The sequence below is a fragment of the Streptomonospora nanhaiensis genome, assembly GCF_013410565.1.
GTDB lineage: Bacteria > Actinomycetota > Actinomycetes > Streptosporangiales > Streptosporangiaceae > Streptomonospora > Streptomonospora nanhaiensis.
This window is the reverse complement of the sequence record NZ_JACCFO010000001.1, coordinates 688,725-710,471: the sequence shown is the minus strand read 5'-3', so window position 1 is coordinate 710,471 and position 21,747 is coordinate 688,725. Positions and strand designations below refer to the sequence as shown.

24 protein-coding genes and 1 pseudogene are annotated in these 21,747 nt (G+C 76.7%); 14 read left to right on the top strand and 11 right to left on the bottom strand.

Annotated features, from left to right (window positions below; genetic code table 11):
* Positions 1-25 precede the first annotated feature (25 nt).
* A complete protein-coding gene (locus HNR12_RS03075; protein WP_217781605.1) occupies positions 26-799 on the bottom strand; it encodes an SDR family oxidoreductase in 774 nt (257 codons plus the stop codon).
* 70 nt (positions 800-869) lie between these two features.
* Positions 870-1,697 carry an alpha/beta fold hydrolase gene (locus tag HNR12_RS03070; RefSeq protein WP_179766011.1) on the bottom strand — a complete coding sequence of 276 codons (828 nt, stop codon included), beginning with the start codon at positions 1,695-1,697 and terminating at the stop codon, positions 870-872.
* Between the two features lie 81 nt (positions 1,698-1,778).
* Between HNR12_RS03070 and HNR12_RS03065 the strand changes: the two genes are divergently transcribed.
* Both HNR12_RS03065 and HNR12_RS03060 read left to right on the top strand, forming a co-directional pair.
* Positions 1,779-2,321, top strand: coding sequence for a CGNR zinc finger domain-containing protein (locus tag HNR12_RS03065; RefSeq protein ID WP_179766010.1), 543 nt, complete (start codon positions 1,779-1,781; stop codon positions 2,319-2,321).
* A gap of 174 nt (positions 2,322-2,495) precedes the next feature.
* Positions 2,496-3,848: a dicarboxylate/amino acid:cation symporter gene (locus tag HNR12_RS03060; protein ID WP_179766009.1), complete on the top strand. Its 1,353-nt coding sequence runs from the start codon at positions 2,496-2,498 to the stop codon at positions 3,846-3,848.
* A 7-nt stretch (positions 3,849-3,855) separates the two neighbouring features.
* Here the strand turns inward: HNR12_RS03060 and HNR12_RS03055 are convergent, their stop codons facing one another.
* Positions 3,856-5,064 carry a sensor histidine kinase gene (locus HNR12_RS03055; RefSeq protein WP_308251238.1) on the bottom strand — a complete coding sequence of 403 codons (1,209 nt, stop codon included), beginning with the start codon at positions 5,062-5,064 and terminating at the stop codon, positions 3,856-3,858.
* A gap of 207 nt (positions 5,065-5,271) precedes the next feature.
* Between HNR12_RS03055 and HNR12_RS03050 the strand changes: the two genes are divergently transcribed.
* From HNR12_RS03050 to HNR12_RS03035, 4 genes are all read left to right on the top strand, one after another.
* Positions 5,272-6,189: an ABC transporter ATP-binding protein gene (locus HNR12_RS03050; protein WP_179766007.1), complete on the top strand. Its 918-nt coding sequence runs from the start codon at positions 5,272-5,274 to the stop codon at positions 6,187-6,189.
* 76 nt (positions 6,190-6,265) lie between these two features.
* Positions 6,266-6,967: an ABC transporter permease gene (locus tag HNR12_RS03045; RefSeq protein ID WP_338119713.1), complete on the top strand. Its 702-nt coding sequence runs from the start codon at positions 6,266-6,268 to the stop codon at positions 6,965-6,967.
* Positions 6,946-8,229: a sensor histidine kinase gene (locus HNR12_RS03040; protein ID WP_338119712.1), complete on the top strand. Its 1,284-nt coding sequence runs from the start codon at positions 6,946-6,948 to the stop codon at positions 8,227-8,229. The genes HNR12_RS03045 and HNR12_RS03040 overlap by 22 nt, the downstream gene beginning before the upstream one ends.
* The gene (locus tag HNR12_RS03035; protein ID WP_179766006.1) at positions 8,222-8,872 is read left to right on the top strand and encodes a response regulator; all 651 of its coding nucleotides are present in this window, start codon (positions 8,222-8,224) and stop codon (positions 8,870-8,872) included. Before HNR12_RS03040 ends, HNR12_RS03035 begins: the two co-directional genes overlap by 8 nt.
* 38 nt (positions 8,873-8,910) lie before the next feature.
* On the opposite strand, the gene HNR12_RS03030 is transcribed toward HNR12_RS03035, so the two are convergent.
* Entirely contained in the window at positions 8,911-9,372 is a 462-nt protein-coding gene (locus tag HNR12_RS03030; protein WP_179766005.1) for a VOC family protein, read from the bottom strand.
* A 292-nt stretch (positions 9,373-9,664) separates the two neighbouring features.
* On the opposite strand from HNR12_RS03030, the pseudogene HNR12_RS03025 reads away from it, so the two are divergent.
* Positions 9,665-10,219, top strand: a pseudogene (locus tag HNR12_RS03025) (helix-turn-helix transcriptional regulator); the annotation flags it as partial.
* Between the two features lie 389 nt (positions 10,220-10,608).
* Here the strand turns inward: HNR12_RS03025 and HNR12_RS03020 are convergent.
* Complete coding sequence (locus HNR12_RS03020; protein WP_179766004.1) at positions 10,609-11,691, bottom strand: oxidoreductase; 1,083 nt, start codon at positions 11,689-11,691, stop codon at positions 10,609-10,611.
* A gap of 91 nt (positions 11,692-11,782) precedes the next feature.
* On the opposite strand from HNR12_RS03020, the gene HNR12_RS03015 reads away from it, so the two are divergent.
* The 3 genes from HNR12_RS03015 to HNR12_RS03005 all read left to right on the top strand — a co-directional run bounded on the left by HNR12_RS03015 (position 11,783) and on the right by HNR12_RS03005 (position 13,713).
* Positions 11,783-12,157, top strand: a complete 375-nt coding sequence (locus HNR12_RS03015) for a MerR family transcriptional regulator (RefSeq protein ID WP_179766003.1) — start codon at positions 11,783-11,785, stop codon at positions 12,155-12,157.
* Positions 12,158-12,267: 110 nt separating this feature from the next.
* The gene (locus HNR12_RS03010; RefSeq protein ID WP_308118435.1) at positions 12,268-13,086 is read left to right on the top strand and encodes a helix-turn-helix domain-containing protein; all 819 of its coding nucleotides are present in this window, start codon (positions 12,268-12,270) and stop codon (positions 13,084-13,086) included.
* Between the two features lie 81 nt (positions 13,087-13,167).
* On the top strand, positions 13,168-13,713 hold the full coding sequence (locus HNR12_RS03005) for a methylated-DNA--[protein]-cysteine S-methyltransferase (RefSeq protein WP_179766002.1): 546 nt from the start codon (positions 13,168-13,170) through the stop codon (positions 13,711-13,713).
* Here the strand turns inward: HNR12_RS03005 and HNR12_RS28180 are convergent.
* Both HNR12_RS28180 and HNR12_RS28175 read right to left on the bottom strand, forming a co-directional pair.
* On the bottom strand, positions 13,676-14,188 hold the full coding sequence (locus HNR12_RS28180) for an imine reductase family protein (protein ID WP_246424991.1): 513 nt from the start codon (positions 14,186-14,188) through the stop codon (positions 13,676-13,678). The two genes, HNR12_RS03005 and HNR12_RS28180, sit on opposite strands and share 38 nt — an antisense overlap.
* Positions 14,086-14,544, bottom strand: a complete 459-nt coding sequence (locus HNR12_RS28175) for an NAD(P)-binding domain-containing protein (RefSeq protein WP_246424990.1) — start codon at positions 14,542-14,544, stop codon at positions 14,086-14,088. Before HNR12_RS28175 ends, HNR12_RS28180 begins: the two co-directional genes overlap by 103 nt.
* An 86-nt stretch (positions 14,545-14,630) precedes the next feature.
* Between HNR12_RS28175 and HNR12_RS29020 the strand changes: the two genes are divergently transcribed.
* The gene (locus tag HNR12_RS29020) at positions 14,631-15,212 is read left to right on the top strand and encodes a TetR/AcrR family transcriptional regulator (protein WP_179766001.1); all 582 of its coding nucleotides are present in this window, start codon (positions 14,631-14,633) and stop codon (positions 15,210-15,212) included.
* Positions 15,213-15,228: 16 nt separating this feature from the next.
* On the opposite strand, the gene HNR12_RS02990 is transcribed toward HNR12_RS29020, so the two are convergent.
* The gene (locus tag HNR12_RS02990; RefSeq protein ID WP_179766000.1) at positions 15,229-16,164 is read right to left on the bottom strand and encodes an alpha/beta fold hydrolase; all 936 of its coding nucleotides are present in this window, start codon (positions 16,162-16,164) and stop codon (positions 15,229-15,231) included.
* 154 nt (positions 16,165-16,318) lie between these two features.
* Between HNR12_RS02990 and HNR12_RS02985 the strand changes: the two genes are divergently transcribed.
* Both HNR12_RS02985 and HNR12_RS02980 read left to right on the top strand, forming a co-directional pair.
* Entirely contained in the window at positions 16,319-16,636 is a 318-nt protein-coding gene (locus HNR12_RS02985) for an ArsR/SmtB family transcription factor (protein WP_179765999.1), read from the top strand.
* A gap of 30 nt (positions 16,637-16,666) precedes the next feature.
* A complete protein-coding gene (locus tag HNR12_RS02980; protein ID WP_179765998.1) occupies positions 16,667-18,271 on the top strand; it encodes a CocE/NonD family hydrolase in 1,605 nt (534 codons plus the stop codon).
* Here the strand turns inward: HNR12_RS02980 and HNR12_RS02975 are convergent.
* Positions 18,255-19,208 (bottom strand): LysR family transcriptional regulator, encoded by a 954-nt coding sequence (locus tag HNR12_RS02975; RefSeq protein ID WP_179765997.1) that lies wholly within the window; start codon positions 19,206-19,208, stop codon positions 18,255-18,257. The genes HNR12_RS02980 and HNR12_RS02975 overlap by 17 nt on opposite strands.
* A gap of 92 nt (positions 19,209-19,300) precedes the next feature.
* Between HNR12_RS02975 and HNR12_RS02970 the strand changes: the two genes are divergently transcribed.
* Positions 19,301-20,173 (top strand): polysaccharide deacetylase family protein, encoded by an 873-nt coding sequence (locus HNR12_RS02970; RefSeq protein WP_179765996.1) that lies wholly within the window; start codon positions 19,301-19,303, stop codon positions 20,171-20,173.
* Positions 20,174-20,232: 59 nt separating this feature from the next.
* On the opposite strand, the gene HNR12_RS02965 is transcribed toward HNR12_RS02970, so the two are convergent.
* Positions 20,233-20,721 (bottom strand): anthrone oxygenase family protein, encoded by a 489-nt coding sequence (locus HNR12_RS02965; protein WP_179765995.1) that lies wholly within the window; start codon positions 20,719-20,721, stop codon positions 20,233-20,235.
* Positions 20,714-21,604 (bottom strand): NmrA family NAD(P)-binding protein, encoded by an 891-nt coding sequence (locus HNR12_RS02960; protein ID WP_179765994.1) that lies wholly within the window; start codon positions 21,602-21,604, stop codon positions 20,714-20,716. Before HNR12_RS02960 ends, HNR12_RS02965 begins: the two co-directional genes overlap by 8 nt.
* Positions 21,605-21,747 lie beyond the last annotated feature (143 nt).

Here is a 21,747-nt window from a genome sequence, read left to right as displayed (position 1 = left end):
CCCCATGATCGCAGACGGGGCTCTCTCAGGGGGCCAGGCCGCCGTTGCTGTGCAGGAGTTGGCCGTTGATCCAGCCGCCCTGGGGCGAGCACAGGAACGTGACGAGGTTGGCGCAGTCGGCGGGGGTGCCCAGGCGGCCCAGCGGGGTGGCCGCGCGCATGCGCTCGGCCAGTTCGGGGCTCATCCAGCCGGTGTCGACGGGGCCGGGGTTGACGACGTTGGCGCACACCCCCAGGTGGGCCAGTTCGCGGGCGGCGGCCAGGGTGATGCGGTCCAGGGCGCCCTTGCTGGCGCCGTAGGGCAGGTTGTGGGCGGTGTGGTCGCTGGTGAGGGCGATGATGCGGCCGGTGCCGTGGGGTCCGGGGAAGGCGCGGGCGAAGGCGCGGATGAGCAGCCAGGCGGCGCGGGCGTTGACGGCCATGTGGCGGTCGAAGCTTTCGGGGGTGGTGGTGTCGATGGCGGAGTCGACCGATTCGCAGTGGGCCATGACCAGGGCGGTGACCGGTCCCAGGTGCCGGGTGGTCTGGGTGATGAGGCGGTGGGGGGTGTCGGGGTCGGCGAGGTCGGCCTCCAGGGACAGGGCGCGGGCGCCGGCGGCGGTGATGTCGGCGGTGATGGCGGAGGCGGCGTCGGGTTGGGCGCCCCAGGGCATGCGGGCGTCGTAGGCGCTCCAGTGGGTGAAGGCGATGTCGAAGCCGTGGGCGGCCAGGTCGCGGGCGATGGCGGCACCGATGCCGCGGGTGCGTCCGGCGCCGGTGACCAGGGCGATGGGGCGGGGAGCCGAGGGTGTGGCGGGCATGGGGGACATCCTGGCCCGCGGGCGGGCGCGGGCGCACCCGGTTTTCGCCCGCCCGCGTGGGGGCGCGGGTTCAGCGGGTGAGGAAGTCCAGCAGGAGGGCGGTGAGCTGGGCGGGGGCGTCGAACTGCACGAGGTGGCCGGCGCCGTCGATCTCCTCCAGGCGGGCGCGGGGCAGGGCGCGGGCCAGGCGGTGGCCGTGTTCGGGGGGCAGCCAGGTGTCCTGGCGGCCCCAGACCACGGTGGCGGGGCAGTCCAGGCGGCCCAGGAGGGGTTCGATCTGGCGGGTGTGCCGCTCGTCGGCCTGGGCGATCTGGCGGTAGAACGCGGCGCGGCCGGGCTCGTCGAGCCAGGGGGCGGCCAGGGTGTCGGCGGTGCGGGGGTGCAGGCCGCGGTGGGAGGCGCCGGCGATGTAGGCGCGGACGAGTGCTTCGTGCATGGGGGCGGGCAGGGCGGTGAAGGTGTCGGTGTGGGCGCGGACGAGGCGGAACAGGTCGGTGCCCCAGGTGCCGGTGGCGACGGCGTCGATGAGGGCGAGGCGCTCGTAGGCGGCGCCGTCGAGCAGGGCGGTGCGCAGGGCGACGGCGCCGCCGATGTCGTGGGCGATGACGGCGGGCGGGGCGGGCAGGTCCCAGTGGGCGAGCAGGCGGGTGAGGGCGGCCTGGCCGGCGGCCAGGGAGACGTCGCGGCCGGGGTGCTTGTCGGAGGCGCCGAAGCCGGGCAGGTCCCACAGGTAGACGGTGCGGGTGCGGGCCAGGGCGGGGGCGATGTCGTGCCAGACGGCGGAGGAGAAGGGGGTGCCGTGGACGAGGACGACGGCGGGGCCCCGGCCCAGGCGGGTCCAGCGGAGGGTGCCCTGGGGGGTGTCCAGGGCGCGGTCGAGGGTGGTGGGGGCGGCCATGGGGTCCCGCCTTTCGTTACCGGCTGTGTGGCTATGCCGGTAACGTTACCAGTTGACTGGCGGAGGCGGTAACGTGGGGGGATGGCCGCCTACACCCGCCCGCCCGCCCCCGACGCCGACCTGCGCCGCGTGGAGGAGCTGTGCAACACCGCGGCGTTCCTGCACGGCACCGACGCCCTGGCCGAGGCCGGGTCCGCCGCGGCGTGGCTGGCCGCGCGCTCCCCCGGCGCCCCCCGCCCCGACGAGGCCGAACTGGCGCTGCTGGTGGCGGTGCGCGAGGACGTGCGCGCCTACCTCGCCGACCCCCACGACGCCGGCGCGCGCGCCGCCCTGACCCGCCACGCCCGCGGCCTGCTGGGCCCGCCCCGCTGGGAGGGCGCCGGGCAGGTGGGGCTGGGCGCCGGCGCGGGCGGCGCCGCGGCGGCCGCCGCCGCCCGCGCGCTGGAGGGCCTGGCCCACGCCGACCTCACCGGGCGCCGCGCCCGCCTCAAGGTCTGCCGCGCCCCGGAGTGCCGCTACGTCTTCTACGACCGCTCCCCCGCCAACAACGGCGCCTGGTGCTCCATGGAGATCTGCGGGGCCCGCCACAAGATGCGCTCCTACCGGACCCGCCGGCGCCCCTGAGAGCGCCCGCGGGCGGGCGCGGCCACGCAGGGTCAAGGATCGGTAGCGATTGGCCCCCGCCAGGCGTGGCGGGGGTGGGGGGCAGGGAAGGCAGCAGGGCAACCCGGCGCAGCGGGCTCAGGAGCCCCTCGCGCCCCGGACAGGCGTCTTGCACCCCCACCCAGGAAGGCGACCATGACCCCCTCCCCCGCACCGCCCGCCGCCGGCCCCGCCCCCCAGCGCCGCTCGCTGTGGCGGCGCTACCTGGACGTCCCCCTCATCTGGAAGATGGCCGCGGCCCTGGTGGCCGGCGCCGCGACCGGGCTGGCCGTGGGTGAGCCCGTCACCGTGATCCAACCGCTGGGCGAGGTGTTCCTGCGGCTGCTGCAGATGCTGGTGATGCCGCTGATCCTGCTCACCCTCATCGCCGGGGTGTCCTCGCTGACCCCGGCCCGCCTGGGCCGCATCGGCGCCAAGATCATGGTGTACTACCTGCTCACCTCGGCGCTGGCGGTCACCGTGGGCGTGGCGCTGGCCCTGGCGGTGGCGCCGGGGGCGGGGCTGGAGCCGCCCCAGGGCGGTGCCGACCCCGAGCCCGCCCCGCCGGTCACCGAGACCCTGCTCAACATCGTCCCCGACAACCCTTTCGCCGCCCTGGCCGAGGGCAACGTGCTGGCGGTGATGTTCGCGGCGGTCACCGCGGGCCTGGCGCTGGCGTTCATGCGCTCCAGCGGCGAGGAGCCGGTGCGGGCCATGGGCGAGCTGCTGGCCCGCGCCGTGGAGGCGGGGGTGGAGCTGGTCAACCGGGTGGTGCGCGGCGTGCTGGAGTACGCCCCGGTGGGCGTGTTCGCGCTGATCGCGGTGGTGCTGGGCCAGACCGGTCCCCAGGCGCTGCTGCCGCTGCTGGAGCTGACCGGGGTGGTCTACGGCGGGGTGGGGGCGCAGCTGGTGCTCTACGCCGCGCTGCTGGCGGTGTTGCGGGTGCCGGTGCTGCGGTTCTTCGCCCACGCCCGCGACGCCATGGTGATGGCGTTTGTCACCCGCTCCAGCAACGGCACCCTGCCGGTGACCACCCGCTGCGCGCGGCGCATGGGCGTCGACGACGGCGTCTCCAGCTTCACCCTGCCCCTGGGCGCCACCGTCAACATGGACGGCACCGCCATCTACGTGGGGGCGGCCACGGTGTTCGTCGCCAACGTGGCGGGGGTGCAGCTGGGCCTGGAGCAGCTGGCGATGGTGGTGCTGGTGGGCGTGGTGGCCTCCGTGGGCACCGCCGGGGTGCCCGGCGCCGGGCTGATCATGCTCTCGCTGACCGTCTCCCAGGCCGGGCTGCCGTTCGCGGCGGTGGCGCTGGTGGCCGGCATCGACGCGGTGCTGGACATGGTCCGCACCATGTGCAACGTCACCGGCGACCTGGTGGGCACCCGTGTCGTGGCCCGCACCGAGCCGGGCATGGTGCACACCCCCGCCCGCGGCGAGCAGGCAAAGGACGCGCAGGAGCAGGCCGGCCCGGCGGGCGGGGCGGGGCCCGCGGCGACCGCGCCCTGAGCGCGCCCTAGCCCTCCTGCCGCGCCGGCGCGGGCAGGTGCGCGGTGATGAGGGTGGGGCCCCCGGCGGGGCTGGAGACCTCCAGGCGGCCGTCCAGGGCGGCCACCCGCCGGGCCAGCCCCACCAGGCCGCCGCCGCCCGCGTCGGCCCCGCCGACCCCGTCGTCGCGCACCGACAGCTCCACCCCCGCCGCCGTGGTGCGCACCGCGACCTCCACGCGGTGGGCGCGGGCGTGCTTGGCGGCGTTGGTGATGGCCTCGCGCGCCACGAAGTACACCGCCGTCTCCACCTCCGGCGCCAGGTCGCGCTCCACCGCGTAGTGCAGGGCCACCGGCAGCGCCGAGCGCTCGGCCACCCCGCGCAGCGCCGCGTGCAGGCCCAGCTCGTCCAGGGCGGTGGGGTAGACCTTCCAGGCCACCTCGCGCAGTTCGGCGGCCACCCGCTGGGACTCCCGGTGGGCCTGCTCCAGCAGGTGGGCCGCGCGCTCGGTGTCGCCGGCGCGCCGGGCCCGGGCCAGCAGCATCGCCAGGGCCACCACCCGCTGCTGCACGCCGTCGTGCAGGTCGCGCTCGATGCGGCGGCGCTCGGCGTCGATGGCGCGCAGCACCCCAGCGCGGGTGGCCGTCAGCTCGGCCACCCGCAGGGCCAGCAGGTCGGCGGTGCTGGGGCCCAGCAGGCGGCGCGCCGCCACCCGGTCCAGGGCCGCCAGCCCGGCCGCCGCGGCGGCGGCGGCCAGGAGCAGCAGCAGGCTCACCGCCAGGCCCATGGTGATGCTGGGGGTGCTTACGCTCACCCAGGGCAGCGCCAGGCTGACGGTGGTGACGGTGCCGGTGGCGGCCTCGAACAGCGAGCCGCCCAGCAGCAGCCCCGCCACGCCCAGCACCGAGGCCAGCAGCGGTGCCGCCAGCGCGGTGACGGCGGCGCGCAGGCCCAGGTAGGCCAGGCCGCGGCCGGTGCGGGGGGCGGGGTCCACCGTGCAGCCCAGCAGCGACTCCAGGCGCAGCCGCTCCCAGGAGATGAGGCGGGCGGTGCCCGCGGCCAGCCAGGCGCGGGCGGCGGGGCGGGTGCGCGGCCAGGCCAGGCCCGCGCTCAGGGGCAGGGCCGCGGCCAGCCACAGCGCCCCCGCGGCGGCGGTGGCCGCGCCCGCCAGCACGCCGGCGCCCGCGCGGGCGGCGCGCGCCGCCGTGCCGCGCCCGGTGCCGGTCCGCTGTGCCACCGCCCCGCCTCTCGTGTGCGCCGCCCCGCGCGCCGCCGCGGCCGCGGGCCCGTGGACAGCCATGATGCCCGATCAGCGGGGGTGGATCCGACACCGGCGGGGTGCGGCGTCCACCGTTTGGTGGATGCCGCGCCTCCACCGCGCATGGCGCGCAACGGGGCCGGGCGGGCGATCCGCGGGCGGGGTGCGCCCGGCCAGGCTGGGGGCATGGCGATCATCGAGGTCACAGAGCTGCGCAAGGGCTACGGCGGGCAGGCGGTGCTGGAGGGGGTCTCCTTCTCCGTGGAGGAGGGGGAGGTCTTCGGGATCCTGGGCCCCAACGGGGCCGGCAAGACCACCACGGTGGAGTGCGTGGAGGGCCTGCGCCGGCCCGACTCGGGGAGGGTGCGGGTACTGGGGGCCGACCCGGTGCGCCAGGCCGCGCGGGTGCGCCGCCACATCGGCGTCCAGCTCCAGGACACCCGCCTGCCCGACAACATCAAGGTGTGGGAGGCGCTGGACCTCTACGCCTCCTTCTATGCGGCCCCCCGCGACTGGCGGGAGCTGCTGGAGCGCTGGGGCCTGGCCGACAAGCGCGACGCGCGGTTCTGCAGGCTCTCGGGCGGCCAGCGCCAGCGCCTGTTCATCGCCCTGGCCCTGGTCGGCGACCCCAAGGTGGCGTTTTTGGACGAGCTGACCACCGGGCTGGACCCGCAGGCGCGGCGGGCCACCTGGGAGCTGGTCAAGCGCGTGCGCGCCGAGGGGGTCACCGTGGTGCTGGTCAGCCACTTCATGGACGAGGTGGAGGAGTTGTGCGACCGGGTCGCGGTGTTGGACCGGGGCCGCGTCGTGGCCCTGGACACCCCGGCGGGCCTGATCGAGGGCGCCGACACCGAGTACCGGATGAGCTTTCGGCTGATGGCGGGCGAGTCCGCCGATCCCCAGCGCCTGCTGGGCGGCCTGGAGCAGGTGGCCTCGGTGGCGCGCAGCGGCGACCGGGTGGTGGTGGCCGGGCGCGGCGACTTCGCCACCGCCGTCACCGCCGCCCTGGCCCGCGAGCACGTGGTGGTCGCCGACCTGCGCATCGGCAGGCGCACGCTGGACGACGCCTTCGTGGCGCTGACCGGGCGCTCCCTGGAGGCCTGAGGCGCCCGGACCGCCCGGCGCGCGGCCGCACGCCGCTCCCCTGCCCCGCCCCGCTCCGCCAACGGAAGGCATTGCCGTGAGAACCCTGACCAAGCTCGCCGCCGTCGAGACCAAGCTGCTGGTGCGCGAACCCGGAGCCGTGTTCGCGCTGCTCATCCCCCTGTTCATCCTCGTGGCCTTCGGCGGGGGGATCTCCCGGGGCGACACCGTCCTGGTGCCGATGGCCACCACCATGGCGGTGGGGCTGGTGGGGCTGTACCTGCTGCCCACCACGCTGGCCACCTACCGGGAGCGGGGCATCCTGCGCCGGCTCTCGCTGACCCCGGTGCGCCCGGGCAGTCTGCTGGCCGTGCAGCTGCTGCTCCAGGTGGTCCTGGCCGCGGTGGCGGTGGGGCTGCTGCTGGGGGTGGGCGTGGGCGTGCTGGGGGCGCGGCCGCCCGCGGTCCTGCACGCGGCCGCGGCGCTGATGCTGGGTACGGCGGCGCTGTTTTCGGTGGGGCTGGTCATCGCGGCGCTGGCGCCCAACGGGCGGGCGGCCAACGGCGTGGGCGTGCTGGCGTTCTTCCCGCTGGCCTACCTGGGCGGACTCATGCAGCCGCCCGAGCACATGCCCGCTATCCTGGCGGCGGCGGGCGGCTACACCCCGATGGGCGCGCTGCGGCTGAGCCTGCACGAGGCGTGGAGCGGGGCGGCCGTGGCGCCGCTGCCGCTGGTGGTCTTGGCGCTCTACGCCGTCGCGCTCAGCCTGGTGGCGGCGTGGTCCTTCCGCTGGGAGTGAGCATGGAGTCGGTGTTCGAGGGCGACCTGGACCGGCAGGAGGAGCGGCTGCGCCGCCTGACGGCCGCGGTGCCCGCCTTCCTTCTGGCGGCCTCCACCGTTTTGGCGCTGCTCACCGGCGACCTCCCTCGGGCCCGGCTGGCGGAGGTGCTGGGCCTGGTGGCGCTGGCGGCGGCGCTGGTGTGGGCGGTGGGCGGCCCCTTCGCCGCGCGGGCGGCCCGGCCGTGGCCGGGTGCGGCGTTCGTGGCGGCCCTGGTCGTGCTGATCGCCGCGCTCAGCGCCCACAGCGCCTGGTTCGCCGGGTTCTTCGGGTTCTCCGGGTACGTGTACTCCTGGCAGTTCCTGCGGGGCCGGTGGCGGCTGGCGGGGGTGGCCGCCACCGCCGCGGTCATCGTCGCCGCCTACATGGGCGGGCTGCCCGACCCCGCCCCCGGGCCGATCCTGCTGTATGTGCTGTTCGTGGCCGCGGTGGTGGCCCTGGTGGCGGTGTTCAGCCACTTCGGCGAGGTCACCGCCCTGCGCAGCGACGAGCGCCGGCGGATGGTGGAGCGGCTGCGCGCGACCATCCGCGAGAACGAGGGCCTGCACGCCCAGCTGCTGGTGCAGGCCCGCGAGGCCGGGGTGCACGACGAGCGCCGGCGCATGGCCCGGGAGATCCACGACACCCTGGCCCAGGGGTTCGTGGGCATCATCACCCAGCTGCAGGCCGCCCAGCGCGCCCCGGAGGCGCCGGGCGAGGGCGCCGAGTGGCGCCAGCGGGTGGCCCACGCCCTGCGCCTGGCGCGGGAGAACCTGGCCGAGGCGCGCAGGTCGGTGCACGCCCTGGGCCCGGCGCCCCTGGAGGAGGCGCCGCTGCCCGAGGCCCTGGCCGGCCTCACCGCCGAGTGGTCGGCGCTGACCGGGGTGCGCGCCGACTTCGCCGCGACCGGGCCGGTGCGGCCGCTGCACACCGAGGTCGAGGCCGCGCTGCTGCGCACCGTCCAGGAGTCGCTGTCCAACGTGGCCCGCCACGCCGGGGCCACCCGGGTGGGTGTCACCCTGTCCTACATGGAGGACGTGGTGGTGGTGGACGTGCGCGACGACGGCGCGGGCTTCGCGCCGGGCGGCGGGGGTTGGGGGGCGGGCGCCGGGTTCGGCCTGCGGTCGATGCGCCAGCGGGCGGCCGGGCTGGCCGGGACCGTGGAGATCGAGTCGGCGCCCGGCGCGGGCACGGCGGTGTCGGTGGCCGTGCCGGCCTTGGCGCGGGAGGCCGCGGGTGGGTGAGGCCGCGGTCCGCGTGCTGGTCGCCGACGACCACCCCGTCGTGCGCGACGGTATCCGCGGCATGCTCGCCGGCGACCCGGGGTTCGCGGTGGTGGGCGAGGCCGGCGACGGCGCCCGCGCCGTGGAGCTGGCGCGGGCGCTGGTCCCCGACGTGGTCCTGATGGACCTGCGCATGCCCGGGATGGGCGGCGTGGCGGCCATCCGCGAGCTGGTGCGGCTGGACGTCGCCTCCCGCGTGCTGGTCTTGACCACCTACGCCACCGACAGCGAGGTGGGGGCCGCCATCGAGGCCGGGGCCACCGGCTACCTCCTCAAGGACGCCTTGCCCGAGGAGCTGACGCGGGCGGTGGGACTGGCCGCGCGCGGGCAGACCGTGCTGTCGCCCTCGGTGGCGACCCGGCTGGTGGGGCGGGTGCGCGAGCCCCGCCCCCGGTTGAGTGAGCGGGAGCTGGAGATCCTGCGGCTCATCGCCGCCGGCTCCACCAACCGGGAGGCCGCGGCCCGGCTGTTCATCAGCGAGGCCACGGTCAAGACCCACGTCCTGCACATCTACGCCAAGCTGGGCGTCAACGACCGGGCGGCCGCGGTCGCGGCGGGCTTCCGGCGCGGCCTGCTGGACCTGGGCGAGGGCCCGCCCCGGTGACACCCGCCCCCAGGATGCGGCCCGGTGCGGCGGCCGCGTCAGTCCAGGCAGAACTCGTTGCCCTCGGGGTCGGCCATCACGATGAACCCGGCGCTGAGCGGGGGCTGGGGTTCGGCGCGGCGCAGGCGGGCGGCCCCCAGCGCCACCAGCCGCGCGCACTCGGCCTCCAGCGCCGCCATGCGCTCCTGGCCCCGCAGGCCCGGCGCGCAGCGCACGTCCAGGTGGACGCGGTTCTTGGCGGTCTTGCCCTCGGGCACCCGCTGGAAGAACAGCCGGGGCCCCTGCCCCTGGGGGTCCTCGGCGGCCGCCTTGGCGTTGCGCTCCTGCTCGGGCACGCCCACCCGCTCCAGGAACGCGTCCCAGGCGGCGCGGGCGTCGGCGCCCTCGGGCAGTTCGGTGCCGGGCGGGGCCGGGTGGGCATAGCCCAGCACCTCACACCAGAAGGTGGACAGGCCCCACGGGTCGTGGGCGTCGAAGGTGATCTGGATGTGGCGGGTCATCGGTCGCTCCGTGGTCGGTGGTGGTGCGGGTGTCGCGGGCAGAGGCCGGCCGGCGGGCGGGCCTCGCAGACATGGTGGATCAGTGCGCGGTGGACGTGCCGGATGCGGTCGGCCATGGGCGCGTCGGGGTGGGGATCGGCCGGTCCCCCCGGTGCCGCCGGCGCGGTGCCGGGTCTTGGGGGCCCGCTGCTCGCCCGGCCCGCGGGTGCCCGCCGGGTTGGTCTGCCTCCATGACCGCAGCCTGGCACCCCTGGCGGACAGGATCGGTCCGCTTTGTGGCAGGGTGGGCGCCATGGACGGTGAGGGGGGCGGGCAGCGGGGGACGGCCGAGCGGGTGCTTGTGCTGCTGGGGCTGCTGCAGCGGCGCCGGGTGTGGTCGGGGCCCGAACTGGCCGAGCGGCTGGGGGTGACCCCGCGGACGGTGCGGCGCGATGTGGAGCGGCTGCGGTCGCTGGGCTATCCGGTGCACGCCGGGCAGGGGGCGGGCGGCGGCTACCGGCTGGGGCGCGGCCAGGACCTGCCGCCGCTGCTGCTGGACGACGAGGAGGCAATCGCCACCGTGGCCGCGTTGCTGGCCGGCGCGGGCGGCGGGGCGGGCGACGCCGCGCTGCGGGCGCTGGCCAAGCTCGACCAGGTGCTGCCCGCCCGGCTGCGCGCCCAGGTGCGGGCGCTCTCCGACGCGGTGGAGCCCTTCGGGGCGGGCCCGCCGGTGGACGCCGAGGCGCTGATGGTGCTGGCCCGCGCCTGCCGTGAGGAGGTGGAGGCCGGCTTCGACTACCCCTCGGGCGGGCGGGTGGGGCCGCGGCGGGTGGAGCCCTACCGGCTGGTGCCCTCCGACCGGCGCTGGTGCGGGAGCGCTCCGCCCGTCAGGCGGCGGCGGTGCGGGCGGCCGTGGCGGCCTGGGCGGTGTAGTCCACGGTGAACGCGCCGCCCGCCTCGTCGATGACCGCGCCGATGCCCTCCAGGACCGGCCGGCGGGCCTGCTCGGGCAGTCTGCCAGTTCGGGGTGGACGACCTTGACGGCGATGCGCAGCCCGCCCGGGGAGCGGCCCAGGTAGACGCGGCCCATGCCGCCGCCGCCCAGGCGGCCCTCCAGCCGGTAGGGGCCCACCTGGGCGGGGTCGTGCTCGTGCAGGGGTTCGGCCATGCGCAACCTCCGCCCGCCCGGGGTGGCCGATCGCCGCCCATGATGGCAGAGGCCCGCACGCCCGCACCGCCGGGGACGCCGGCGGGCGGTCAGTAGCGGTAGGGGGTGTAGGTGAGGTAGCCGGTGTCCCCGCCCTCGTAGAAGGTGGCCGGGTCGGCCTCGGCCAGGGGCAGGCCGATGCGCAGGCGCTCCACCAGGTCGGGGTTGGCCAGGAACGCGCGGCCGAAGGAGATCAGGTCGGCGCCCAGGCCCAGCCAGTGCCCGGCGCTCTTGGGGCCGGCGGGTACCGGCGCCGAGGGTGCGGAGGGGTTGACGATCAGCGGGCCCGACCAGGCGCGCCGCAGGCCCAGCAGGGTCTGCTCGTCGGTGGTGGCTTCGAGGTGGAGGTAGGCCAGGCCCAGGGGGTCCAGTTCGGCCAGCAGCGCGCCGTAGAGTTCGGGGATCTCGGTGTCGTGGGCGTCCCACAGGCCGGCGCCCGGGGACAGGCGGATGCCGACCCGCTGGGGGCCGATGGCGGCGGCGGCCGCGGTGGCGGCCTCCACGGCGAAGCGGATCCGCCCCGATACCGGGCCGCCGTAGCGGTCGGTGCGCAGGTTGGCGCTGCTGGAGAGGAACTGGGCGATCAGGTAGCCGTTGGCGCCGTGGAGTTCCACGCCGTCGAAGCCCGCGGCGACCGCGCGCCGGGCCGCGTGGGCGAAGGCCGCCGCCTGGGCCCCGGCCTCCTCGGTGGTGAGTGCGCGGGGGACGGGCACCTGCTGGGGGCCGCTGGGGGTGAAGACGCGGGAGTCGCGGGCGGCCACGGCGGAGGGCCCGACCGGCTGGAGGCCGGTGGTGTCGGGGTGGCTGATGCGCCCTCCGTGCATGAGCTGGGCGAAGATCCGCCCGCCGTTGGCGTGGACGGCGGTGGTGACCTGGCGCCAGGACGCGGTCTGCTCGTCGGTGTGCAGGCCGGGGGTGAGGGGGTTGGACTGTCCCACGCGGTTGGGGTGGACGCCCTCGGTCACGATCAGTCCGGCCGAGGCGCGCTGGGCGTAGTAGGCGGCCATGGCGGCGGTGGCCAGCCCCTCGGGGGTGGAGCGCACCCGTGACATGGGCGCCATGACGACGCGGTTGGGAAGGCGGAGTCCGCCCAGGTCGACGCTGGTGAAGAGGCGTTCGGTGCTGTCGCTCATGGCGCTACCGTAGGATCTGACATTGACGTCAGAGGCAAGGGTTGGGGCTGTGGTGCGCGCCACGGCCGGCGGGTGCGGGAAGGCGGGGGTTGTGCGCATCGGCGAACTCGCGGCGCGGACCGGGGCGAGCGTGCGGTCCCTGCGCTACTACGAGGAGCAGGGCCTGCTCAGCAGCGGCCGCAGCCCCAGCGGCCAGCGGCTCTACACCGCCTCCGACGTCGACCGCGTGCTGCTGGTGCGGCGGCTGTTCGCCGCGGGGCTGTCCAGCCGCAGCATCGTGCGCCTGCTGCCGTGCGTGGACTCCCCCAGCGCCGAGACCTCCGAGGAGACCTGGCACCTGCTGCTGCGCGAGCGCGACCGCCTCAACGACCACATCGCCGCCCTGACGCGCACCCGCGAGTCCCTGGACGAGGTGATCGCCGCCCACGAGCGCTACCGCCACGCCACCGCCGCGTCGGCCGGGTAGCGGCCCCCCGGTTACCCCGGGGGTAATCGACGCGGCGCGGCGGCGTCGGCCATGCTGGTCGGCGCGCGGTCCGCACGGGTGCGCGCACGGCGACGAGGGAAGGGGCGGCGGTGACGACCACGGTCGACCAGCGGCACAGCACCATCGGGGCGCTGCTGCGCCAGTGGCGAGAGCGGCGGCGCATCAGCCAGCTGGACCTGTCCATCGCCGCCGACATCTCCGCGCGCCACCTCAGCTTCGTGGAGACCGGCCGCTCGCGGCCCAGCCGGCAGATGGTGCTGCGGCTGAGCGCCTGCATGGACGTCCCGCTGCGCGAGCGCAACCACCTGCTGCTGGCCGCCGGGTACGCCCCCGTCTACTCCGCCCAGCCGCTGGAGGGCGCGTCGATGGCGCCGGTGCGCGAGGCGCTGGGGGTCATCCTCAAGGGGCACGAGCCCTCCCCGGCGGTGGTGGTCGACCGCGCCTGGACCCTGCTGGAGGCCAACGCCAGCACGGCCCTGCTGCTGGAGGGGGTGGCGCCCGAGCTGCTGGAGCCGCCCGTCAACGTGCTGCGGCTGAGCCTGCACCCGCGCGGCGTCGCGCCCCGCATCGCCAACCTCGGCGAGTGGCGCGCCCACCTGCTGCACCGCCTGCACCGCCAGATCGACCACACGGGCGACGAGGACCTGCGCGCGCTGTACCGGGAACTGGCCGGCTATCCCGGCGCCGAGCCCGAGGCACCCGTGGAGGCGCCGGCCGCCGGCGAGGTCGCCCTGCCGCTGCGCCTGCGCACCCGCGGCCGCGAACTGCGGTTCCTCAGCACGGTGGCGACGTTCGGCACCCCGCTGGACGTCACCGTCTCCGAGCTGGTCATCGAGTCGTTCTTCCCCGCCGACGAGGCCACCGCCGCCGCCCTGCGCGCCGCCCAGGCCGGGCGGGCCTCCGGCTGAAGGGGGCGGGCGCAGGCGGTGCCCACGACGGTGTCCGATTCCCGCCAGCGCCCGGCCCGGGAGGGGGCCACAATGCCGGACATGCGCATGCGAGACACCGGGTGCAGCCCGCGCGCCCACACCGTCGTGGACAGCCCGCTGGGCCCGCTCACCCTCGTGGCCTCCGGCGAGGCGCTGGCCGGCCTCTACATGGCCGGCCAGCGCCACCACCCGCCCCAGGAGTCCTTCGGGCCGCGCCGGGCGGGCCTGCTGGCGCCGGTGGCGGCGTGGCTGGAGGCCTACTTCGCCGGTCAGCGGCCCGCCTTCACCGCGCCCCTGGCGCTGGAGGGCACCCCCTTCCAGCGCGCGGTGTGGCAGGCGCTGCGCGACGTGCCCTACGGCGCCACGCTGACCTACGCCCAACTGGCCGAGCGGGTGGGCCGCCCGGCGGCGGTGCGGGCGGTGGGCGCGGCCAACGGGCGCAACCCCGTGGGCGTGGTCGTGCCCTGCCACCGGGTGGTGGGCAGCGACGGCTCCCTGACCGGCCACGGCGGCGGGCTGGAGCGCAAGCGGTTCCTGCTGGAACTGGAGGGGGCGCTGGCCCCCGCGCTCACTCCCGCGGCCCCAGGACCTCCACCAGCCGGGTGAGGCTGTCGGCGCCGTGGCCCGCCTCCACGCCCCGGCGGAACGCCGCCAGCACCGCCTCGGGCAGCCCGGTGTCGACTCCGGAATCGGCGGCGGTGTGGACGACGTGGGCCATGCTGGCCGCGCCCATCGTGAGGCGGTCCACGTCGCCGGCGTGGTCGCCGGCGTCGATGCGGGGGGCGTAGAAGTCCAGGAAGTAGCCCAGGTCGAGGGTCTTGCGGGCGCGGGGCAGGAAGTCGGCGGCGCTGATGCCGTTGGCGCGGGCCACCGCCTGGGCGTGGAGGTAGCTCAGCATCGACGTCCAGAACATGTCCATGCCGATCTGGTAGTAGAGGGCGGCCAGGCCCGGGTCCGCGCCCAGGTAGTCCACCTCGGTCAGCACCTCCAGGGCCGCGCGGTGGGCCTCCACCGCCTCGGCCGGTCCGCTGTAGTAGGTGGCGGCGCCGGGGGTGGCGATGAGGGGCGGGGGCACCTGCACGCCGCCGGTGATGTGGGCGGCGCCGCGCTCGGCGAGGCGGCGCGCCGCCTCGCGGGCCCGCCGGGGGTGTCGGAGGTGAGGTTGGCCACGGTGCGCCCGGCCAGGTCGGCGCCGCCGGCCTGCTCCAGCACGGCGTCCAGGGCGTCGTAGTCGGTGAGGCTGACCACGGCCAGCCGGTTGGCCTCCAGGGCCGCGGCGGGGGTGGCGGCGCGGCGGGCGCCGCGGGCGACCAGGTCGTCGGCGCGCGCGGGGGTGCGGTTCCACACGGTCACGGCGTAGCCGCGCTCCAGGTAGGCCGCTGCCATGGCGCGGCCCATGGGGCCCAGGCCGATGACGGTCACCGCGGGGGTGTCCATGACTCCTCCTAGAAAGAACGTTCTAATCAAACGGGAGGACGCTAGCACACGTCTGGAGTGAACGTTCTATTCAGTAGGATGGCGGTATGACTCCCCCGCACGCCGCCGGCACCCGCGAGCGCATCGTCCGGGCCACCTCCCGGCTGCTGCAGCGCCAGGGCTACACCGCCACCGGCCTCAAGGAGATCTCCCAGGCCTCCCAGGCCACGCTCGGGTCGGTCTACCACTTCTTCCCCGGCGGCAAGCGCGAGCTGGCGGTGGCCGCCATCCGCCACGGCGACGCCGAGTTCGCCGACCAGCTGCGCGAGGCCCTGGGCCGCGACGACGACCCCGCCGCGGCCGTGGCCGCCTGCGCCGAGGAGCTGGCGCGCGGGCTGCGCGAGTCCGACTGGCTGGACGGCTGCCCGGTCACCACCGCCGCCCTGGAGAGCGCCGGGCACCTGCCCGACATCCAGCGCGCCGCCGCCGAGGCGTTCGCCCACTGGCGCGGCCTGGTCCGCGACCGGCTCACCGACTGCGGGCTGGCCCCCGAGCACGCCGCCGACCTCGCCCACACCGTCATCAACACCCTGGAGGGTGCCGAGATGGCGGCCCAGGTCTCGCGCAGCGAGGAGCCGCTGCTCATCGCCGGGCGCCACCTGGCCCGCCTCATCGACTCCTACCGCTAGCCGGCGCCGGCCGGTATCAGTCCAGGAAGCCGGCCAGCGCCGCCAGCACCTCCCGCGGCCGCTCCTCGGGCAGGTAGTGGCCGCAGTCCTCCACGGCCGCCACGCGCACGTCGGTGCCCGCGCCCGGCGCCCACCGCGCCAGGTCGGCGTGGTTGCCCAGGCGCCCGCCCAGCGCCAGCAGCGGCGCGCGCACCGGGGCGTGGTCGCCGGCGTCGGCGATGTCGGCGGCAAACGCCTGGTACCAGGCGTTTCCGGCGCGTACGGCCTCGGGGTCGGCGTAGGCGCGGGCGTAGACCCGGCGCGCCTGCTCGTCCAGGGCCCGGGGGTCGGCGGCCAGGTAGTCGGCCAGCCAGTCGACGACGGGGCGCATGCCGCCTGATGAGGCCAGCAGGCGCTCGGGCAGGCCGCGCACCTGGTTGAGGGCGAACCACCACAGGAAGGTGGCCGAGCGCTCGCCCGCGGGGGCGTTGGCGTCGGCGGGGTCGGCCGGCAGCAGGCGCATCTCCCGCCAGCCGGCGTGGGGGTGGGGCACGTCCAGCAGGGCCAGGCGCGCCACGGTGCCGGGGTGGTGCACGGCGGTGGCGTAGGCGACCATGGCGCCGATGTCGTGGCCCACCAGGTGGACCGGGCCCAGGTCCAGCGCCTCGCACAGGGCGCGGATGTCGCCGGCCATCGTCTTCTTGTCGTAGCCGCCGGCGGGTTTGGCCGAGGCGCCCATGCCGCGCAGGTCCACGGCAAGGACGCGGTGGCGCCGGGCCAGGGCGGGCATGATCCGGCGCCACTGCCACCAGGTCTGGGGCCAGCCCCCCAGCAGGAGCACGGGGGTGCCCGTGCCGCCCTCGACGTAGTGCAGGCGCACGGGGCCGGCGTCGGCGTGGCGGCTGGCGAAGCCGCCCTCCAGTGAGGCGGCCAGGGCGGAGTCGGAGAGCGGGTCGGATGCGGGAGGGGTCATGGCCGTCCTCGGTGTCGGGCGGTCCGGCGCGGACCGCAAAGTTCGATTGTACGAACTTCTCGTACATTTGCTGGTTCGAGATCCTCGTACAGCGGGACGGGGGTGTCAACCGCGCACCCCGGCCGCCCCGCGCCCTCGGCGTAGAGTTGGCACCATGGCCGCGCTCCACCACCCCGACACCGCCGACATCGAACTGGTCGACGTGCTCGCCGCCCTGGGCCACCCCGTGCGCCTGCGCATCGCCCGCGCCCTGGCCTCCGGCCAGGAGCGCTTCTGCGGCGAGGTGGTGCCCGACGTCCCCAAGTCCTCGATGACCCACCACTGGCGCACCCTGCGCGAGAGCGGCGTCATCCGCCAGCGCCGCGACGGCCGCCGCCTCTACATCACCCTGCGCCGGGCCGACCTGGAGGCCCGCTTCCCCGGCCTGCTCGACACCGTCCTGGCCGAGCCCGCCCGCGCCGCCCACCGCTGAAGGCGCGCCCCTCAAGGAGCCAGGTCGACCATGCCCCGCGCCCCCGGCCGCCGCACCCCGGGCGGCACCCCGCGCCTGCACCGCGGCCTGTCGGTCCCCCTGCCCGAGGGCGGCCGGCTGCGCGCCGACCGCGCCCACCCCGCCGGAGACCCCCGCGCCCCCCTCGTCCTGCTGCGCACCCCCTACGGCCGGCGCCCCCTCACCTGGCTCATGCGGCTGCTGGCCGAGCGCGGCTACCAGTCCCTGGCCGTCAGCCTGCGCGGCACCGGCGGCTCCAGCGGCCGCTTCACCGGCTGGCGGCTGCACCCCGGCGACACCGACGCCCTGCTGGCGTGGCTGCGCGCCCAGCCCTGGTTCCCCGGCGCCTTCGCCACCTGGGGCGCCAGCTTCCTGGGCTACGCCCAGTGGGAGATGGCCCGCCGCCCGGTGCCCGAGTGGCGCGCCGCCCTCATCCAGGACGCCCCGCCCGAGTTCTACGCCGGCGTGCTCTACCGCGGCGGGGCCTTCGCCCTGGGCGACTGGCTGCGCTGGGCCGACCAGACCCGCCGCATCACCGGCGGGCGCACCGACACCGGCGCCTGGCGGGCCCTGCGCGCCACCCGCGCGGCCGCTCGCCGCGCGCCCCGCGCCGCCGCGCACCTGCCCCTGCACCGCGCCGACCGCGCCGCCGCCCACCGCCCCATCGCCCTCTACCAGGAGTGGGTGCGCAACGCCGAGCCCGGCCCCGCCTGGGGGGCCTGCGACCACCGCGCCAACGCCGCCCACCTGCCGCCCCTGGTGCACCTGGCCGGCGGCTGGCACGACGTGTTCCTGCCGGGCGTGCTGGAGGGCTACGCGGCGCTGCGCGGCGCCGGGCGCGACGTGCGGCTGCTGGTGGGGCCCTGGCCCCACGGGTGGGGCCTGTTCACCCCCGACTACCACCGGGCGGCCTTCGCCGTGCTCGACCACGCCCTGCGCGGCGCACCGGCCCCCGCGGACCCGCCGGTGCGGCTGTTCGTCACCGGCGCCGGGCACTGGGCCGACCTGCCCGGCTGGCCCCCGCCCGGCACCGGCGAGCAGTCCTGGTACGCCCACCCCGGCGGGGTGCTCGCCACCGCGCCGCCCGCCTGCGCCCCGCCCTCGCGCCTGCGCTACGACCCCGCCGACCCCACCCCCGCCCTGGGCGGCCCGCTCCTCTACGGCGGCGGCGCCCCCGACAGCCGCCCCCTGGCCGCCCGCCCCGACGTGCTCGCCTTCACCGGCCCCCGCCTGGAGCACGGCCTCACCGCCGCGGGCCCCCTCAGCGCCGAGGTCGCGGTGCGCCTGGACGGCCCCAGCGCCGACGTCTACGCGCGGCTGTGCGACGTGGACCCCCAGGGCGCCATGACCCACGTCAGCGACGGCCTGGTGCGCCTGGCCCCCGCGGAGCCCGGCCGGGTGCGCACCGCCCGGGTGGACCTGTGGCCCCTGGCCCACCGCTTCGCCGCCGGGCACCGCCTCGCCCTGCTCCTGGCCGGTGGCGCCTTCCCCCGCTACGACCGCAACCTGGGCACCGGGCGGCGCCTGGGCACGGCGATGCGGCCCGTGCGGGTGGAGGTCCTGCACGACCCCGAGCACCCCTCGGTGCTGCGGCTGCCCCTCAGCGGCTCAGGCTGAGCGCCCGGGCCTGCGCCCCCGCGCCGGTCGCCGACGCGGGGGCGCCGTCCTGGGCCGCGCGCCGCTCCAGCACGGTGTCGCAGAAGGCGCGCACCCGCGCGGTGCGGCCCCGGCGCGGCCACACCAGCCCGTACTCCACCGGCGGCGCGCCGCGCATCGGCACGAACGCCAGGCACGGGCGCGAGTGGTACTGGGCGCCGCGCAGCGCCGCGGGCGAGACGCCGTGCCCGGTGGCCACCAGCGCCAGCACCTCGGCCCAGGACTCCGCGGCGGTGCCGTGGACCACGGTGCGCCCCTGGGGCGTGCGCGAGGGGTAGTGGTACTCGCGCCAGTAGTCGGGGGCGGCGCCCGAGAGGGTCACCAGCGGGGTGTGGGCCAGGTCCTCCAGGCACACCCACGCCCGCCGGGCGAAGGGGTGGCGGTGGGGCACCAGCAGGGCGCGCGGCTCGGAGAACACCACCGGGCCGGCCTCCAGGTCGGGTTCGACCACGGGGAACTCGGTGAGCTGCAGGTCCACCTGGCCGGCCCGCAGCGCGGCGAAGGGGTCGGTCACCGGCACCTCGTGGACGCGCACCGCGCACTCGGGATGGGCCCGGGTGAAGACCTCGGCGGCCTGGTACAGCAGGTCGCCGGCCCACTGGGAGGAGAAGCCCACGTGCAGCTCCCCGGTGAAGCCCTTGCCGGCGGCCACCGCCCGCGCCACCGCCCGGCGGATCTGCGCATAGGCCGGGGCGAGGTCGTCGCGCAGCCGCGCGCCGGCCGGGGTCAGCGCCACCCGGCGGCTGGTGCGCTCGAACAGCTGCACGCCAAGGCGGCCCTCCAGCTTCTTGATGGTCTGGCTCACCCGCCCCTGGGCCAGCCCGAGCCGCTCGGCGGTGCGCCGGAAGTGCAGCTCCTCGGCCAGGACCAGGAACGCCTCGATCTCGTGCCGCTCCACACCACACTCCCGGCGTGATCGGTGAACGGGGCGCACCGATCATAGAGCAGGTCGATCTTGCTCCCCCCGCGGCCCCCGACCAGCATGAAGCCATGGCACACGACAACGCCCTCTTCGACTACAGCCCCATCACCGAGCGCCCGCCGCTGAGCTGGCCGGGCGACGCCAAGGTGGCCGTCTACATCGGCCTCAACATCGAGCACTTCCTCATCGACCGCCCCTCCACCAGCATCTGGCCCGGCACCGCCGACCTGGTGCCCGACGCCCTCAACTACGGCTGGCGCGACTACGGCGCCCGGGTGGGGGTCTGGCGCATCACCGAGATCCTGGACCGCCACGGCATGCGCGCCAGCGCCCTGCTCAACTCCGACGTCGTCCACCACAACCCCCAGATCGTCAAGGCCGGGCTGGAGCGCGGCTGGGCCTGGCTGGCGCACGGGCGCACCAACTCCATCCTGCAGACGGGCATGGACCCCGAGCAGGAGCGCGCCTACCTCACCGAGGTGGTCGACACCATCGCCGGCGCCACCGGGCGCCGCCCGCGCGGGTGGATGGGCCCCGGCCTCACCGAGACCTTCCAGACCCCCGGCCTGCTCGCCGAACTGGGACTGGACTACGTGCTGGACTGGACCAACGACGACCAGCCCTACCCGCTGAAGGTCCCCGGGCTGATCAGCGTCCCCTACAGCGTCGAACTCAACGACCTCATGCTCTTTCCCAGCGGCCTGACCGGACCGGGGTTCGTCCAGGTCGTCAAGGACCAGTTCGACCAGCTGCGCGCCGACGCGCGCACCGGCGGGCGGGTGATGGCGCTGGCGCTGCACCCCTTCGTCACCGGCCAGGCGTTCCGCGCCAAGTACCTGGACCAGGCGCTGGCCTACCTCGCCGCCCAGCCCGAGGCCTGGATTACCACCAGCGACGAGATCGCCGACCACTACAACCGCACCGCCAGCCCCGCCGCCTGAGCGCCCTGCGGGCGCCCGCGCGCGGCACCCGCAGGGCGGCACCCCGCCCGGGGCGGGCGCTAGGCGGCCATGGCCGCCGCCAGGCAGGCCACGGCCAGGGCCGAGGCGGCGGTGCGCAGGGCGTTCCAGCGCACCCACGGGCCGGCGAAGCGGCGGCGCGCCGCCGCGTGCCCGGCGTCGTCCGCGGCGGCGGCGCCCTCGCGCTCCAGGGCGTCGTTCAGGGGGACGTTGCGGGTCATCGTGACCACCACGACCAGGACCACCAGGACGAACGCCGCCGCGATCCACACCAGCGCCGGGCGGTGGGCCGGTGCCAGGTGCGCGAGCGCGGCACCCGCCAGGGACAGCGGCGAGCCGACGAACGCCACGGCGAACAGCGGGTTGAGGATCGCGGTGTTCATCGCCCGCATCGCCGCCGTGAAGACCCGGTCCTCGCAGCGGGCCAGGCCCGGCATGACCGCGATCTGGAAGGTGAAGAACAGCCCGGCGAACCAGCCGGTGGCCACCATCGCCGCCACCAGCAGGCCGGTGCGCACCAGGTCAGCCACGGGCCGGCTCCGCGGCCTGGGCCGGGCGCGGCCACGCGCCGGCGGCGGCCCGGGCGACGTAGTCGGCGAAGTCGCGCGGCTCGCGCCCCAGCGCCTCCTGGACGCCGCGCCCCAGGTGGGCGTTGCGCCCGTCCAGGATCTCGGTGAACACCTCGGCCAGCGGGCGGGCCAGTTCTGCGGGGGCGCCGCCGGCGACCATGGCCGCCACGTACTCACCCGGCTCCAGTGCCCGGTAGGCCACGGGGCGGCCGGTGGCGGCGGTGATCTCGGCCAGGGCCTGGGTGAAGGTGAGCAGGCGCGGCCCGGTCACCTCGTAGACGCGGCCGTCGTGTCCCTCGTCCAGCAGGGCGGCGGCGGCCACCTCGGCCACGTCGTCGGCGTCGACGAAGGGCTCGGGCACGTCGGCGGCGGGCATCGCGAGTTCGCCCGCGCGCACCTGCTCCACCATGAAGTCCTCGCTGAAGTTCTGCGCGAAGAACGCCGCGCGCACCACCGTCCATCGGGTCCCGGCCGCGCGCAAAGCCTCCTCGCTGCGCAGGGCGCCCTCCTCGTTGCGCCCGGTCAGCAGCACCAGGCGGTCCACGCCGGTGTCGGCGGCGCGGCGGGCGAAGCGGCCGATGACCTCGGCGGCTCCGGGGAACCCGGCGTCCGGGGAGTAGGCGACGTAGGCGGAGCCGACCCCGGCCAGCACCGCCGGCCAGGTGGACTCGTCGGTCCAGTCGAAGGGCGGGGTGGCCGAGCGCGAGCCGATGGCCACGGCGCGCCCGGCCGCCCGCAGGGCCGCCGCCACGCGGCGCCCCGTCTTGCCGGTGCCGCCCAGGACCAGGGTGGTGTGCGCCGGGGCGCGCCCGGCGGTGGTGTCGGTGGTGTCGGTCGTCGTCATGGCAACCAGTCAAGCAACTGGGGGCGTCGGTCGGACATGGCCTGCCCGCTCAGAGCCATACGCAGGCGTCTCAGCCGGGGGGGCCTGGCCCCGCGGCGGTGCGCGCAGCCGTGCGGGGCGGCGCCGATCCGGCCGAAGCCGCC

What these genes read in the sequence shown, in the direction of transcription:
- HNR12_RS03020 (WP_179766004.1), bottom strand. Translation starts at nt 11,691, where the DNA reads ATGAGCGACAGCACCGAACGCCTCTTCACCAGCGTCGACCTGGGCGGA.
- HNR12_RS02985 (WP_179765999.1), top strand. Translation starts at nt 16,319, where the DNA reads ATGGCCGCGCTCCACCACCCCGACACCGCCGACATCGAACTGGTCGAC.
- HNR12_RS03065 (WP_179766010.1), top strand. Translation starts at nt 1,779, where the DNA reads ATGGCCGCCTACACCCGCCCGCCCGCCCCCGACGCCGACCTGCGCCGC.
- HNR12_RS03005 (WP_179766002.1), top strand. Translation starts at nt 13,168, where the DNA reads ATGCGCATGCGAGACACCGGGTGCAGCCCGCGCGCCCACACCGTCGTG.
- HNR12_RS03070 (WP_179766011.1), bottom strand. Translation starts at nt 1,697, where the DNA reads ATGGCCGCCCCCACCACCCTCGACCGCGCCCTGGACACCCCCCAGGGC.
- HNR12_RS02960 (WP_179765994.1), bottom strand. Translation starts at nt 21,604, where the DNA reads ATGACGACGACCGACACCACCGACACCACCGCCGGGCGCGCCCCGGCG.
- HNR12_RS03075 (WP_217781605.1), bottom strand. Translation starts at nt 799, where the DNA reads ATGCCCGCCACACCCTCGGCTCCCCGCCCCATCGCCCTGGTCACCGGC.
- HNR12_RS03050 (WP_179766007.1), top strand. Translation starts at nt 5,272, where the DNA reads ATGGCGATCATCGAGGTCACAGAGCTGCGCAAGGGCTACGGCGGGCAG.
- HNR12_RS03030 (WP_179766005.1), bottom strand. Translation starts at nt 9,372, where the DNA reads ATGACCCGCCACATCCAGATCACCTTCGACGCCCACGACCCGTGGGGC.
- HNR12_RS28175 (WP_246424990.1), bottom strand. Translation starts at nt 14,544, where the DNA reads ATGGACACCCCCGCGGTGACCGTCATCGGCCTGGGCCCCATGGGCCGC.
- HNR12_RS29020 (WP_179766001.1), top strand. Translation starts at nt 14,631, where the DNA reads ATGACTCCCCCGCACGCCGCCGGCACCCGCGAGCGCATCGTCCGGGCC.
- HNR12_RS03060 (WP_179766009.1), top strand. Translation starts at nt 2,496, where the DNA reads ATGACCCCCTCCCCCGCACCGCCCGCCGCCGGCCCCGCCCCCCAGCGC.
- HNR12_RS02990 (WP_179766000.1), bottom strand. Translation starts at nt 16,164, where the DNA reads ATGACCCCTCCCGCATCCGACCCGCTCTCCGACTCCGCCCTGGCCGCC.
- HNR12_RS02970 (WP_179765996.1), top strand. Translation starts at nt 19,301, where the DNA reads ATGGCACACGACAACGCCCTCTTCGACTACAGCCCCATCACCGAGCGC.
- HNR12_RS02980 (WP_179765998.1), top strand. Translation starts at nt 16,667, where the DNA reads ATGCCCCGCGCCCCCGGCCGCCGCACCCCGGGCGGCACCCCGCGCCTG.